The sequence below is a fragment of the Burkholderia sp. IMCC1007 genome, assembly GCF_027257875.1.
In the GTDB taxonomy this organism is placed as follows: domain Bacteria; phylum Pseudomonadota; class Gammaproteobacteria; order Burkholderiales; family Burkholderiaceae; genus Burkholderia.
The window spans coordinates 22,167-35,230 of the sequence record NZ_JAPVQY010000052.1 but is presented as its reverse complement, the minus strand read 5'-3'; the positions used below and the strand labels follow the sequence as shown (position 1 = coordinate 35,230).

14 protein-coding genes and 1 tRNA gene are annotated in these 13,064 nt (G+C 66.4%); 10 read left to right on the top strand and 5 right to left on the bottom strand.

All coding sequences use genetic code 11. From position 1 onward, the window contains the following. The first annotated feature begins 10 nt into the window (after window positions 1-10). Window positions 11-646, top strand: a complete 636-nt coding sequence (locus O1Q03_RS31250; RefSeq protein WP_269508195.1) for an LON peptidase substrate-binding domain-containing protein — start codon at window positions 11-13, stop codon at window positions 644-646. Window positions 647-757: 111 nt separating this feature from the next. On the opposite strand, the gene mutY is transcribed toward O1Q03_RS31250, so the two are convergent. Together mutY and mutM are read right to left on the bottom strand one after the other, a co-directional pair. Continuing rightward, window positions 758-1,858 carry an A/G-specific adenine glycosylase gene (gene mutY / locus O1Q03_RS31245; protein ID WP_269508192.1) on the bottom strand — a complete coding sequence of 367 codons (1,101 nt, stop codon included), beginning with the start codon at window positions 1,856-1,858 and terminating at the stop codon, window positions 758-760. A gap of 35 nt (window positions 1,859-1,893) precedes the next feature. Beyond that, complete coding sequence (gene mutM / locus O1Q03_RS31240; RefSeq protein ID WP_269508189.1) at window positions 1,894-2,721, bottom strand: bifunctional DNA-formamidopyrimidine glycosylase/DNA-(apurinic or apyrimidinic site) lyase; 828 nt, start codon at window positions 2,719-2,721, stop codon at window positions 1,894-1,896. An 86-nt stretch (window positions 2,722-2,807) separates the two neighbouring features. Between mutM and O1Q03_RS31235 the strand changes: the two genes are divergently transcribed. The 8 genes from O1Q03_RS31235 (at window position 2,808) to hisC (ending at window position 9,992) form a co-directional block, all read left to right on the top strand. Continuing rightward, on the top strand, window positions 2,808-4,631 hold the full coding sequence (locus tag O1Q03_RS31235; protein ID WP_269508186.1) for a tetratricopeptide repeat protein: 1,824 nt from the start codon (window positions 2,808-2,810) through the stop codon (window positions 4,629-4,631). Next, on the top strand, window positions 4,631-5,251 hold the full coding sequence (gene lolB, locus O1Q03_RS31230; protein WP_269508183.1) for a lipoprotein insertase outer membrane protein LolB: 621 nt from the start codon (window positions 4,631-4,633) through the stop codon (window positions 5,249-5,251). The genes O1Q03_RS31235 and lolB overlap by 1 nt, the downstream gene beginning before the upstream one ends. 26 nt (window positions 5,252-5,277) lie before the next feature. Continuing rightward, window positions 5,278-6,159, top strand: a complete 882-nt coding sequence (ispE, locus tag O1Q03_RS31225) for a 4-(cytidine 5'-diphospho)-2-C-methyl-D-erythritol kinase (RefSeq protein ID WP_269508181.1) — start codon at window positions 5,278-5,280, stop codon at window positions 6,157-6,159. Window positions 6,160-6,214: 55 nt separating this feature from the next. Continuing rightward, window positions 6,215-6,291: transfer RNA gene (locus O1Q03_RS31220), tRNA-Gln, on the top strand. A gap of 43 nt (window positions 6,292-6,334) precedes the next feature. Continuing rightward, window positions 6,335-7,297, top strand: coding sequence for a ribose-phosphate pyrophosphokinase (locus O1Q03_RS31215; protein WP_269508179.1), 963 nt, complete (start codon window positions 6,335-6,337; stop codon window positions 7,295-7,297). A 163-nt stretch (window positions 7,298-7,460) separates the two neighbouring features. Further along, the gene (locus O1Q03_RS31210; RefSeq protein WP_269508176.1) at window positions 7,461-8,066 is read left to right on the top strand and encodes a 50S ribosomal protein L25/general stress protein Ctc; all 606 of its coding nucleotides are present in this window, start codon (window positions 7,461-7,463) and stop codon (window positions 8,064-8,066) included. Between the two features lie 107 nt (window positions 8,067-8,173). After that, complete coding sequence (gene pth / locus O1Q03_RS31205) at window positions 8,174-8,773, top strand: aminoacyl-tRNA hydrolase (RefSeq protein WP_269508174.1); 600 nt, start codon at window positions 8,174-8,176, stop codon at window positions 8,771-8,773. A 151-nt stretch (window positions 8,774-8,924) separates the two neighbouring features. Next, window positions 8,925-9,992: a histidinol-phosphate transaminase gene (gene hisC / locus O1Q03_RS31200; RefSeq protein ID WP_269508171.1), complete on the top strand. Its 1,068-nt coding sequence runs from the start codon at window positions 8,925-8,927 to the stop codon at window positions 9,990-9,992. A 108-nt stretch (window positions 9,993-10,100) separates the two neighbouring features. On the opposite strand, the gene O1Q03_RS31195 is transcribed toward hisC, so the two are convergent. The 3 genes from O1Q03_RS31195 to rsmD form a co-directional block, all read right to left on the bottom strand. Further along, entirely contained in the window at window positions 10,101-10,367 is a 267-nt protein-coding gene (locus O1Q03_RS31195; RefSeq protein WP_039321670.1) for a YfhL family 4Fe-4S dicluster ferredoxin, read from the bottom strand. A 59-nt stretch (window positions 10,368-10,426) separates the two neighbouring features. Further along, window positions 10,427-10,924 (bottom strand): pantetheine-phosphate adenylyltransferase, encoded by a 498-nt coding sequence (gene coaD, locus O1Q03_RS31190; protein WP_269508168.1) that lies wholly within the window; start codon window positions 10,922-10,924, stop codon window positions 10,427-10,429. Between the two features lie 111 nt (window positions 10,925-11,035). Further along, window positions 11,036-11,650, bottom strand: coding sequence for a 16S rRNA (guanine(966)-N(2))-methyltransferase RsmD (gene rsmD, locus O1Q03_RS31185; RefSeq protein WP_269508166.1), 615 nt, complete (start codon window positions 11,648-11,650; stop codon window positions 11,036-11,038). 200 nt (window positions 11,651-11,850) lie between these two features. On the opposite strand from rsmD, the gene ftsY reads away from it, so the two are divergent. Further along, on the top strand, window positions 11,851-12,987 hold the full coding sequence (gene ftsY, locus O1Q03_RS31180; RefSeq protein ID WP_269508164.1) for a signal recognition particle-docking protein FtsY: 1,137 nt from the start codon (window positions 11,851-11,853) through the stop codon (window positions 12,985-12,987). Window positions 12,988-13,064 lie beyond the last annotated feature (77 nt).

The window sequence follows — 13,064 nt, the reverse complement described above, 5'->3', positions numbered from 1 at the left end:
CCGGCGCGCCATGTCTACCCTATCGACCACGCTGATCGACCTGCCGCTGTTTCCGCTGCACACGGTGCTGTTCCCCGGCGGCTCGCTGCCGCTCAAGGTGTTCGAGGCGCGCTATCTCGACATGGCCCGTGCATGCCTGCGCGACGACGCGCCGTTCGGCGTGTGCCTGCTGAAGAGCGGCCCCGAAGTGGCCCAGGAAGGCGCCGTCTCGGTGCCCGAGACCATCGGCTGCATGGCACGCATCACGGAGTGCGACACCGGCGAATTCGGGATGCTGTTCCTGCAGACCGTCGGCACGCAGCGCTTCGAGCTGCTGTCGTATCGCGTCGAAAGCAACGGGCTGCTGGTCGGCATCGCGGAGCCGCTGCCCGACGACATCCCGCTCGAAGGCGAGCAGGCGCTCGCGCAATTCGGCTCGTGCGCCGAGGTGCTCGAGCGCATCATCGAAGCGCTGAAGAAATCGGAACCGGACAAGATGCCGTTCGGCGAACCGTTCCGCCTCGACGATCCGAGCTGGGTGTCGAACCGTCTCGCCGAACTGCTGCCTCTCGACCTGCGCGCGCGGCAGAAGCTGATGGAGTTTCCGGACGTCGGTGCGCGCATCGACGCCGTACACCACGTGCTCGATCGGCACGGGTGGCTGTAGGCCGACCCATCGCGCATCGCTTCGTGGCGACATCGCGCGCAATTCAGCGGCCGGGTTGAAAACCCGGCGTCTCGCAGCATGCGCGGCCCATGCCGCGCACCACCCCACTCGTTACAGCAGCGGCCCGCTCAGCGCATCGAGCAGCTTGCGCACGGGCGCCGGCACGCCATACGCGTCGAGCCTGCCGAGCGGCACCCACGCCGTCTCGGCATCCTGGGCAAGCGGCAGTCCGGCGGCCGTCATGTCGCTCAGCCGCGGCTCGATCTCGAGCCGGAAATGCGTGAACGTGTGCGTGAACGGCGCGAGCGGCACCGGGCCGCCGCCGCCGAAGCCGCGCGCGAGCTCCGCGAGCGCGGCGTCGCCGTCGGCCTGCGGCAGGCACCACAGCCCGCCCCAGATGCCCGCCGGCGGCCGCCGCTCGAGCAGCACGGCATCGCCGTCGCGCAGCACGAGCATCCAGGTCTTGCGCGTCGGCACCGCCTTCTTCGGCCGCGCGGCCGGCAGTTCGCGCTGCCGCCCCGTCGATTGCGCGACGCAGTCGCCCGCGAACGGACAACGCGCGCAATCCGGCTTGCCGCGCATGCACAGCGTCGCGCCGAGATCCATCAGCCCCTGCGTGTACGCACTCACGTCGGCCGGGTTCGCGGCATCCGGCAGCAACGATTCGGCAAGGGCCCACATGTCGTTCTCGACGCGCTTCTCGCCCGGGAACCCTTCGACGCCGAACACCCGCGCGAGCACGCGCTTCACGTTGCCGTCGAGAATCGTCGCGCGCGCGCCGTATGCGAACGACGCGATCGCCGCCGCCGTCGAGCGGCCGATGCCGGGCAGTTCGGCGAGCGCGTCGGGCGTCGACGGGAATACGCCGCCATGCTCGGCGGCGACCACCTGCGCGCAGCGATGCAGATTGCGGGCGCGCGAGTAGTAGCCGAGGCCGGCCCACAGCGCCATCACGTCGTCGGCGGGCGCGTCGGCCAGCGCGACGACGGTCGGGAAGCGTTCGAGAAAACGCGTGTAGTACGGGACGACGGTCGATACCTGCGTCTGCTGCAGCATGATTTCCGACAGCCAGATCCGGTACGGATCGCGGGTGTTCTGCCATGGCAGGTCGTGGCGGCCGTGCACGCGCTGCCATGCGATGAGGCGCGTGGCGAACGTGCGGTGCAGCGGCGTGACGGGGTATGGGGCGGGAGCGGTGCGAGGCGGCTTCAAGTTCGAATCTGTGAAGAAAGGGTTCAACGCGCGGTTCAGCGCTGGCAGGTCGGGCAGTAATAGGTCGAACGCTGACCCTGCACGATCTGGCGGATCGGCGTGCCGCATGCGCGGCAAGGCAGGCCCGCGCGATCGTAGACGAAGCAGTCGAGCTGGAAATACCCGCTTTCGCCGTTGCTGCCGACGAAGTCGCGCAGCGTGCTGCCGCCGCGCTCGATCGCGTCGGCAAGCGTCGCCCGTACGGCGTCGGCCAGCCGTTCGTAGCGCGGCAACGAGACCTTGCCGGCGGCCGTCGTCGGCCGGATGCCGGCGCGAAACAGGCTCTCGGACGCATAGATGTTGCCGACGCCGACGACCATGTCGCCCGCGAGCAGCGCCTGCTTGACCGACACCGTGCGGCCGCGCGTGCGCGCGTGCAGCAGCGCGCCGGTGAACGCGGGCGAGAACGGCTCGACGCCGAGGCTCGCGAGGAGCGGATGCGAATGCACGTCGCCCGCTTCGCGCGGGTGCCACAGCACGGCACCGAAACGGCGCGGATCGCGAAAGCGCAGCACGAATTCGTCGAAAATCCAGTCGATGTGGTCGTGTTTGGCCGCAACGGGCACGCCGGCTGCTGGCAGTACGCGCAACGTGCCCGTCATCCCGAGATGAACGATGAACCAGCCCGCGTCGACCTCGAACAGCAGGTACTTGCCGCGCCGCTCGACGGCGAGCACCTCGCGCGCGCACAGCTGCTCCGCGAGCCCCGCCGGCACGGGCCAGCGCAGCATCGCGGTACGGACGTCGACACGCTCGACGCGGCGGCCTGCGACAAAGGGCTCGATGCCCCGCCGCGTGACTTCGACTTCTGGCAACTCTGGCATGTTTTGCAGGTCTGAGACGGGATTCACGATCGTGCGTGTATTGTAGCGAGCGCGTTACAATCGGTTGAAACATCGAACGGATTTCCATGACCCTGCCCTCGAAGCTGCTTCTGAAGCGCCGCGCCGCCGAGCGTGGCGTGCGTGCGCTCCCGGTCCGCCGCGCGCTCGGCGCCGCGCTGTTCGCCGCCTGGACCCTCACCGCCTTCCCGGCTCACGCGCAGGATCCGGCCCCGGACGACGCGGATTCGCAGGGCGCGTTCGAGCACGTGATGCCGGACGAGCAGAAGGATGTCCCCGGCGTCCCGCTGACGAGCCAGATCGTCTACCAGGTGCTGGCTGCCGAGGTCGCGCTCCAGCGCAACCAGCCCGCGCCCGCCTACCAGACCTATCTCGCACTCGCCCGCGACACGCACGATCCGCGCATGGCGCAGCGCGCGACCGAGATCGCGCTCGGCGCGCAGAGCCCGGCCGATGCGTTGTCCGCCGCTTCCCTGTGGCGCCAGTACGCCCCCGATTCGAACCGCGCATCGCAGGTCGACGCCGCGTTGCTCGTGCTCGCCGGCAAGCCGGCCGACGCACAGCCGATGCTCGCGCGCGAGCTGGCCCGCGCGACCGGCGAAACGCGCGGCCCCGCGATCCTCGCGCTGCAGGCGCTGCTGGTACGCGGCGCCGACCGCGTCGGCGGCCTCGCGGTGCTGAAGGACATGCTGAAGAACGACATGAATCGGCCCGAAGCGCAGCTCGCGATCGCGCGGCAGCAGCTCGCGGTCGACGACAAGGACGGCGCCGCGCAGTCGCTGAAGCACGCGCTGCAGATCCGCCCGGACTACCTGCCGGCGGCGCTGATGCTGGCGCAGATGGGCCCCGCGGAGCGGGCGGCCGGCATCGCGTCGTTCGAGAAATATGTTCAGCAGAATCCGAAGTCGCGCGACGCGCGGCTTGCGCTGTCGCAGCTCTATCTCGCCGACGATCGTCTGGACGACGCGCAGAAGCAGTTCGAGACGATGCGCAAGCTCGACTCGAAGGATCCGACGCCGCTGATGGCGCTCGCGCTGATCAAGATCCAGCAGAAGAAGCTCGACGACGCGAGCGCGTACCTGAAACAGTACGTGCAGCTCGGCGACAAGCAGCCGAACCTCGACGTCGGCCAGGGCTACATCTATCTGGCGCAGATCTCGATCGAGCAGGGCAACGACGCGCAGGCGTCGCAATGGCTCGACAAGGTCGACCAGACGAGCCAGCACTACCTGCCCGCGCAGATCACGCGCGCGCAGTTGCTGCAGAAACAGGGCAAGACCGATCAGGCGCGCAAGGTGCTCGACGATCTGCCGATCAGCGATCCGCGCGATGCAGCGGTCGTCGCACGCACCGACGCGTCGATCCTCTTTACCGCGAAGCGCTATCAGGAAGCCGAGGCGCGGCTCGCGCAGGCGGTGCAGGACTTCCCGGACGATCCCGACCTGCGCTACGACTACGCGATGGCGGCCGAGAAGACCGGCCACTACACGACGATGGAACAGCAGCTGCGCGAGCTGATCCGCACGCAGCCCGACAATCCGCAGGCGTACAACGCGCTCGGCTATTCGCTGGCCGATCGCAACCAGCGCCTGCCCGAGGCCAGCAAGCTGATCGACAAGGCACTGTCGCTCGCACCGAACGATGCGTACATCATGGACAGCCTCGGCTGGGTGAAGTACCGCATGGGCGACACGGCCGGCGCGGCGAAGATCCTGCGGCATGCGTACAACCTGCAGCCGAACGCCGAGATCGGCGCGCACCTCGGCGAAGTGCTGTGGAAGAGCGGCGCGCAGGACGACGCACGCGCCGCGTGGCGTGCCGCGCAGAAGCTCGAGCCCGACAACGACACGCTCGTGCAGACGCTCAAGCGCTTCCAGATCAACAGGCTCTGATGCGGATGTTCCCGATGCTTTCCCCGTCTTCCCGCGCGCTGCGCACGCTGGCCGCGGCCGGCGCGGCGCTCGCGCTTGCCGGCTGCGCGAGCACGCCGCCGTCCGCGAATGCGCCGTCGGGCGCCGTGCTGAAGACGGCCGCGACGCACGCGTACCACGGCCGCTTCGCGGTGCAGTACAACGATCGCCTCGGCCGGCCGCAGAACGTGTACGGCAACTTCGACTGGCAGGAGCACGGCGACGACGTGTCGGTCGAGTTGCGCAGCCCGCTCGGCCAGACGCTCGCGATCGTGAAGTCGACGCCGCAGGCCGCATCGCTCGAGTTGCCGAACCGTCAACCGCAATATGCGACGGACGTCGGCGAGCTGATGCAGAACACGCTCGGCTTCTCGCTGCCGCTCGCCGGCCTGCGCTACTGGCTGCTGCCGACGCCCGCGCCCACGACAGCCGCGCAGACGGTGCGCGACCCGGCCGACAGCACGCATCTGAAGCAGATTCGCCAGGACGGCTGGACGATCGACTACCTCGCCTACGCGGACGCACCGGCCACCGGCGTCAAACGCGTGAACCTCGTGCGCGCGACACCGCCGCTCGACATCAAGCTCGTGCTCGACCAGTAAGCACGCGAACCTATCCCGACATACGCATGACCGATTCGACCCGCTCGCTGCGCAATTGCCTCGCGCCCGCGAAACTCAACCTGTTCCTGCACATCACCGGCCGTCGTCCGAACGGCTATCACGATCTGCAGAGCGTGTTCCAGTTGCTGAACTGGGGCGATACGCTGCACTTCACGCTGCGCGACGACGGTCGCGTCGCCCGCGTCACGGAGGTGCCGGGCGTGCCCGAGGCAAGCGATCTCGTCGTACGCGCGGCGAACCTGCTGAAGGCCCACACGGGCACCGCGGCTGGCGTCGACATCGAAATCGACAAGTGCCTGCCGATGGGTGCGGGCCTCGGCGGCGGCAGCTCCGACGCGGCGACGACGCTGCTCGCGCTGAACCGCCTGTGGCAACTCGACCTGCCGCGCACGGAGTTGCAATCGCTCGCGGTGAAACTCGGCGCAGACGTGCCGTTTTTTGTTTTTGGAAAAAATGCGTTCGCAGAGGGTATCGGGGAAGAATTAGCTGAGGTACAATTGCCGACTCGCTGGTTCCTGGTTGTGACGCCGCGAGTTCATGTCCCCACCGCTGAAATTTTTTCAGATGAGTTGTTGACAAGAGATACGAAGCCAGTCACAATTGCTGACTTTCTTGCACAGCAAAACAGCGATGCGGGATGGCCAGACAGTTTCGGCCGGAACGATATGCAGCAAGTTGTAGCAAGTAAGTACGCGGAAGTTGCAAAGGTGGTCAAATGGTTGTATAATGTGACCCCCGCGAGGATGACAGGCTCCGGAGCAAGTGTGTTTGCAGCGTTTCGCAGCAAGCATGAGGCAGAAGCGGCGAAAGCCAAGCTGCCCACCGGTTGGAACGGTGCAGTTGCCGAGAGCTTGAGCGAGCATCCGCTCTTCGCTTTCGCGTCATGAAGTTTTACTTTGCCGAACGGCCTACACGAGTTCGGTGAAGTTATCAGTTAAGTGTAGGGGAGTCGCCAAGTTGGTCAAGGCACCGGATTTTGATTCCGGCATGCGAGGGTTCGAGTCCTTCCTCCCCTGCCAAAATTTTCCCGCATTTCCCGCCCAAGCCTGAAGCAGGTGCACGATGAGCAGCCACAGCCATGATGGCCTGATGGTCTTTACTGGCAACGCGAATCCCGCGCTCGCCCAGGAAGTCGTCAGTATCCTTGGTATCCCCCTCGGCAAAGCAATGGTCAGCCGGTTCTCCGACGGCGAGATCCAGGTCGAGATCCAGGAAAACGTGCGCGGCAAGGACGTCTTCGTCCTGCAATCCACGTGCGCACCGGCGAACGACAATCTGATGGAACTGATGATCATGGTCGATGCGCTCAAGCGCGCATCCGCCGGCCGGATCACCGCAGCCATCCCCTACTTCGGCTATGCCCGTCAGGATCGTCGCCCGCGCTCGGCGCGCGTCGCGATCTCGGCGAAGGTCGTCGCGAACATGCTGGAAATCGCCGGCGTCGAGCGGATCATCACGATGGATCTGCACGCCGACCAGATTCAGGGCTTCTTCGACATTCCGGTCGACAACATCTACGCAACGCCGATCCTGCTGGGTGACCTGCGCAAGCAGAACTACTCGGATCTGCTCGTCGTGTCGCCGGACGTCGGCGGCGTGGTGCGTGCCCGTGCACTCGCGAAGCAGCTCAACTGCGATCTCGCGATCATCGACAAGCGTCGTCCGAAGGCGAACATCGCCGAAGTGATGAACATCATCGGTGAAGTCGAAGGCCGCACCTGCGTGATCATGGACGACATGGTCGATACGGCAGGCACGCTCTGCAAGGCTGCACAAGTGCTGAAGGATCGCGGCGCGAAGCAGGTGTTTGCCTACGCGACGCACCCGGTGCTGTCGGGCGGCGCCGCCGATCGTATCGCGGCATCGGCACTCGACGAGCTGGTCGTCACCGATACGATCCCGCTGTCGGCCGAATCGCTGGCCTGCTCGAAGATCCGCTCGCTGACGAGCGCGAGCCTGCTGGCCGAAACGTTCTCGCGGATCCGCCGCGGCGACTCGGTGATGTCGCTGTTCGCGGAATCCTGATCGCGGAACGACACGACAAAGTAATGCGCGGAAAGCGAAGCGGCAACGCTTCGCTTTTTGCACAATCGGACGGGATAGACGAAACCCCGTCCGCTTCATCGGGGGCCGCCATTTCGCCGGCCCCGTTTTACTGCCTGGTCGCGGGCAGCTATTGGAGAATCACATGAAAGTCGTCGCTTTCGAGCGCCAAGAGCAAGGTACGGGTGCGAGCCGCCGCCTGCGCAACGCTGGTAAGACCACGGGTATCGTCTACGGTGGCGAAGCAGCCCCGCAAAAGATCGAACTCGATCACAACGCGCTGTGGCATGCACTGAAGAAGGAAGCCTTCCACTCGTCGATCCTCGACCTGGAAGTCGCTGGCCAGTCGCAACAGGTTCTGCTGCGCGACGTGCAATACCACCCGTTCAAGCAACTCGTGCTGCACGTTGACTTCCAGCGCGTCGATGCGAAGAAGAAGCTGCACACGAAGGTGCCGCTGCACTTCCTGAACGCCGAAGTCAGCCCGGCAGTGAAGCTGTCGAGCGCAATCGTCTCGCACGTCGCGACGGAAATCGAAGTCGAGTGCCTGCCGTCGGCTCTGCCGGAATTCCTCGAAGTCGATCTGTCGAAGATCGAAGCAGGTCAGTCGCTGCACGCGAAGGACATCGCGCTGCCGAAGGGCGTCGCGCTGGTCGCGCACGTCGACGCGGAAAACCCGGTTGTCGCATCGGCGACGGTCCCGGCTGGTGCCGTGTCGGACGCAGCAGAAGGCGAAACGCCGGCTGCCTAAGCGCTGTTCGATCCGTTTCACGAAACGGTCGACGCAACCCGCCGCGGCTTGCCCGGCGGGTTTTTCTTTTTCTGCGCCCAGGCGGCCGCGGCCGCCCACGAAACGTCATGATCAAACTGATCGTCGGCCTCGGCAATCCCGGGGCGGAATACACCGCGACGCGTCACAACGCCGGCTTCTGGCTGATCGACCAGCTCGCCCGCGAAGCAGGGACGACGCTGCGCGACGAGCGCCGCTTCCACGGCTTCTACGCGAAAGCGCGCCTGCACGGCGAGGAAGTGCACCTGCTCGAGCCGCAAACCTACATGAACCGCTCCGGCCAGTCGGTCGTCGCGCTCGCGAGTTTCTTCAAGATCCTGCCCGACCAGATTCTCGTCGCCCACGACGAGCTCGACCTACCGCCAGGCACCGTGAAGCTGAAGCTCGGCGGCGGCAGCGGCGGCCACAACGGCCTGAAGGACATCACCGCGCACCTGTCGTCGCAGCAGTACTGGCGGCTGCGGATCGGCATCGGCCATCCACGCGACCTGATTCCGGAAGGCGCGCGCGCCGGCGCGAAGCCCGACGTCGCGAACTTCGTGCTGAAGCCGCCACGCCGCGACGAGCAGGACGTGATCGACGCGTCGATCGAACGCGCGCTCGCCGTGATGCCGATGGTGGTCAAAGGCGAACTCGATCGCGCAACGATGCAGTTGCATCGCAACTGAAATCGCAACTGAGCGCGCGTCGCACCGGCATGGTGCGTCATGCCGTCCGGCAGCGTCGGGCGGCCGCCGCTTCCCGCCCCTTGCCGCGCAAGTGCGCACTGCAACGCGCACATGCGGTAATCTCGTCGTTTTGCCCGTCAGGAGCCAAGCGGTGAGCCGTTACTGGAGCGACGTCGTTCAGCAACTCGTGCCTTACGTGCCGGGCGAACAGCCCGCGCTCGCGCACCCCGTCAAGCTGAACACCAACGAGAATCCCTATCCGCCTTCCCCGCGCGTCGTCGCGGCGATCGCACGCGAACTCGGCGAAACCGGCGATACGCTGCGCCGCTATCCCGATCCGCTCGCACGCGCGCTGCGCGAGACGATCGCGGCCCATCACCGCATCAAGCCCGAGCAGATCTTCGTCGGCAACGGCTCCGACGAAGTGCTCGCGCATGCGTTCCAGGCGTTGCTCAAGCACGAGCGACCGCTGCGTTTCCCCGACATCTCATACAGCTTCTATCCGACCTATGCACGGCTGTACGGCATCGAGACCACCATCGTGCCGCTCGCGGACGACTTCTCGATCCGGGTGGAAGACTATCTGGACGACGCCGGCGGCGTGCTGTTTCCGAATCCGAATGCGCCCACCGGACGCGCGCTGCCGCTCGCAGACATCGAACGGATCGTGGCCGCGAACCCGTCGTCGGTCGTGGTGATCGACGAAGCGTACGTGGATTTCGGCGCGCAATCGGCCATCACGCTGATCGACCGGTATCCGAACCTGCTCGTCGTGCACACGACGTCGAAGGCGCGCTCGCTCGCGGGCATGCGCGTCGGTTTCGCGTTCGGCGATGCAGGGTTGATCGACGCGCTCAATCGCGTGAAGGACAGTTTCAACTCGTATCCGCTCGACCGACTCGCGCAGGTTGCCGCTCAGGCCGCATACGAAGACACCGACTATTTCGATGCGACCTGCCGCCGCGTGATCGACAGCCGCGAGCGGCTCACGCATGCGCTCGAAGGGCTCGGTTTCGACGTCGTCCCGTCGGCCGCGAACTTCCTGTTCGCGCGCCATCCCGCGCACGATGCGGGCGCGATCACGGCCAAGCTGAAGGATCGGGAGATTTTCGTGCGGCACTTCCGCGCGCCGCGAATCGACCAGTATCTGCGCATCACCGTCGGCACCGATGCCGAGTGCGACGCGCTCGTCGCGGCGCTGCGCGACCTGCTGGGCTGAAACGGAACCGGCCCCGAAAGGCGCCGGCCGGAAATCGTGATGGCATGACGGTGACGCCGTGACCCGCGCGGCAATGCCGAAGCGCGTCACTGCAGCCTCACCCCACGGTCACTGCGCGTCGTCGCCCTTCGCGGCGATCAGCGCGTGGTACTTCTCCATCAATTGCGCGTGCGATTCGTCATGTTGCGGATCGCGCGGAATGCACTCGACCGGACACACCTGCTGGCACTGCGGCTCGTCGAAATGGCCGACGCACTCGGTGCACTTGTTCGGGTCGATCACGTAGATATCCGGGCCCATCGAAATCGCGCCGTTCGGGCACTCGGGCTCGCACACGTCGCAATTGATGCACTCGTCGGTAATCATCAAAGACATACTGATCTCACTTCTTCAGGCCGGCGGCCGGCTTCGTGACGAAACCGGCCGGCGCCGCGTCACGCGGCCGGGCCTCCTATCGCAGCGACTTTCTCGGTCAGCCACTTCTCGACGGACGGAAACACGAACTTGCTGACATCGCCGCCCAACTGCGCGATTTCTCGCACGATCGTCCCCGAGATGAACTGGTACTGATCGGACGGCGTCATGAACATCGTCTCGACGTCGGGCAGCAGATAGCGGTTCATCCCTGCCATCTGGAACTCGTATTCGAAATCGGACACGGCGCGCAGGCCGCGCACGATCACGCGTGCGTTGTTGATGCGGACGAAGTCTTTCAGCAGACCGGTGAAACTCATTACCTTTACGTTCGGATAATGACCGAGCACCTCGTTTGCAATCGTCAGACGTTCTTCCAGCGAAAAGAACGGCTTCTTCGCGCGGCTATCCGCAACGCCCACCACCAGCGTATCAAAAATGCTGGACGCACGCCGCACGAGGTCTTCGTGCCCGCGCGTCAGCGGATCGAACGTACCGGGATACACGGCGACTACCATGTCGCTCCTCCTGTCATCACGCAAACGGGTTGGCAGCCGTGCAATCCGCACACCGCTGCCGAGATGGGCATGCGTCGCCTTTGCGGCGCGCCGCCTCGTATGGAACGCGCATTATTCATCATTTTCGCGCCGCAGCAAATGATAGTGAACCGCCCCGGCCTTGCCGTGCTTCACCACCTGCCAGCCAGCGAGCGCTTCGTGCGCTGCCGTGTCGAGCTCGGCGCCCGTCTCGACATACAGCGCGCCGCCCGGCGCGACGAGCGATGCCGACAGCGCGATCGCGCGATCGAGCACGGCCTGCTCGCCGAACGGCGGATCGAGGAACACGACGTCGAAGGCGCCCGGCGTCAGCCCGGCCGCGAGCCTCAGCGCATCGGCTTCCGCGACCTCGACCGCGCGTGCGCCGAGCTTGTCCTTGATCGCGCGCAGCTGCTGCGCGGCGCGCGGATGACGCTCGACCATCACGACGCTCGACGCGCCGCGCGACGCGGCTTCGAAGCCGAGCGCACCGGTGCCCGCGAACAGGTCGAGACAGCGCCGGCCTTCGAGATCCTGGCCGAGCCAGTTGAACAGCGTCTCGCGCACGCGATCGGGCGTCGGCCGCAGGCCGTCGAGATCGAGCACGGCGAGCGGCGTGCGCTTCCAGTCACCGCCGATGATGCGGATCGTGTGCGGCTTGCCGCGGCCAGAGGGGGCCGCAGGGCGGCCGGAAGAGGAACGGGACATACGGAATATCGACAACGGAGGGACCGGGTGCGCACGGGGCGCACCGCCAAACAGGCGCACGTTACCACAGCGGCGGCGCGCACTGGCGCGAGTGGCCCGCCGCGCTGATAAAATGCACGGTTTCGGCCGCCGTGCGCACGCAGGACGGCCCCTTCGGCGCTCCGCCATGGCGGCGCCCGCCCTCTTCCCGACGCCAGACCATGTTCAGCTTCTTCAAACGATTCAAGAAAACGCAGGAGTCCGACTCCGCGGAATCGCAATCGGCCGACGCGCCGCAACCGGACGAAACGTCCGAAGCACCTGAAGCGCCCGCGCCCGAGGCCCCGCAAGCACCCGCGCAGCCGGCCGTCGTGATGACGGTCACGCCGGCGAACGACGGCAGCGACGAGGTCGTCGAAACGGTCGAGATCGTGCCGCCGCCCACGCAGGACGCGACCGCGAAGAAGTCGTGGCTCGCGCGCCTGAAAACGGGGCTCGCAAAGACGGGTTCGAGCATCACCGGCGTGTTCATCAACACGAAGATCGACGAAGATCTGTACGAAGAACTCGAAACCGCGCTGCTGATGTCCGACGCCGGCGTCGACGCGACCGAGTACCTGCTCGGCGCGCTGCGCGAGAAGGTGCGCGTGGGCCGGCTGACCGACCCGCAGCAGGTGAAGAGCGCGCTGCGCGACCTGCTCGTCGAGCTGCTGACGCCGCTCGAGAAATCGCTGATGCTCGGCCGCGCGCAGCCGCTCGTGATGATGATCACCGGCGTGAACGGCGCCGGCAAGACGACCAGCATCGGCAAGCTCGCGAAGCATCTGCAGAGCTTCGACCAGTCGGTGCTGCTGGCCGCGGGCGACACGTTCCGCGCGGCCGCGCGCGAGCAGCTGGCGGTCTGGGGCGAACGCAACAACGTGACGGTCGTGCAGCAGGAAAGCGGCGACCCGGCCGCGGTGATCTTCGACGCGGTCAGCGCCGCGCGCGCGCGCAGGATCGACGTGATGATGGCCGACACGGCCGGCCGCCTGCCGACGCAGCTCCATCTGATGGAAGAGCTGAAGAAGGTGAAGCGGGTGATCTCGAAGGCGCACGACGGCGCGCCGCACGAGGTGCTGCTCGTGATCGACGCGAACACGGGCCAGAACGCGCTCACGCAGGTGAAGGCATTCGACGATGCGCTCGGCCTCACCGGCCTGATCGTCACGAAACTCGACGGCACCGCGAAGGGCGGCATTCTCGCCGCGATCGCGCGGCAGCGTCCGGTGCCCGTCTACTTCATCGGCGTCGGCGAGAAGGTCGAAGACCTGCAGCCGTTCAGCGCAGAGGAATTCGCCGACGCGCTGCTCGGCTGAACACCACCGGCCCGCACCGCACGGGGCGCCTTCGGGCGCCCTTTTTCATGCGCGGCCGCGAGCCGACGGCCGCCGCG

Excerpts from the sequence above, each read along its gene's own strand:
- coaD (WP_269508168.1), bottom strand. The coding sequence starts at position 10,924 with ATGGTAGTCGCCGTGTATCCCGGTACGTTCGATCCGCTGACGCGCGGG.
- lolB (WP_269508183.1), top strand. The coding sequence starts at position 4,631 with ATGCGGATGTTCCCGATGCTTTCCCCGTCTTCCCGCGCGCTGCGCACG.
- rsmD (WP_269508166.1), bottom strand. The coding sequence starts at position 11,650 with ATGTCCCGTTCCTCTTCCGGCCGCCCTGCGGCCCCCTCTGGCCGCGGC.
- ftsY (WP_269508164.1), top strand. The coding sequence starts at position 11,851 with ATGTTCAGCTTCTTCAAACGATTCAAGAAAACGCAGGAGTCCGACTCC.
- pth (WP_269508174.1), top strand. The coding sequence starts at position 8,174 with ATGATCAAACTGATCGTCGGCCTCGGCAATCCCGGGGCGGAATACACC.
- O1Q03_RS31250 (WP_269508195.1), top strand. The coding sequence starts at position 11 with ATGTCTACCCTATCGACCACGCTGATCGACCTGCCGCTGTTTCCGCTG.
- mutM (WP_269508189.1), bottom strand. The coding sequence starts at position 2,721 with ATGCCAGAGTTGCCAGAAGTCGAAGTCACGCGGCGGGGCATCGAGCCC.
- O1Q03_RS31235 (WP_269508186.1), top strand. The coding sequence starts at position 2,808 with ATGACCCTGCCCTCGAAGCTGCTTCTGAAGCGCCGCGCCGCCGAGCGT.
- O1Q03_RS31210 (WP_269508176.1), top strand. The coding sequence starts at position 7,461 with ATGAAAGTCGTCGCTTTCGAGCGCCAAGAGCAAGGTACGGGTGCGAGC.
- O1Q03_RS31215 (WP_269508179.1), top strand. The coding sequence starts at position 6,335 with ATGAGCAGCCACAGCCATGATGGCCTGATGGTCTTTACTGGCAACGCG.
- ispE (WP_269508181.1), top strand. The coding sequence starts at position 5,278 with ATGACCGATTCGACCCGCTCGCTGCGCAATTGCCTCGCGCCCGCGAAA.
- O1Q03_RS31195 (WP_039321670.1), bottom strand. The coding sequence starts at position 10,367 with ATGTCTTTGATGATTACCGACGAGTGCATCAATTGCGACGTGTGCGAG.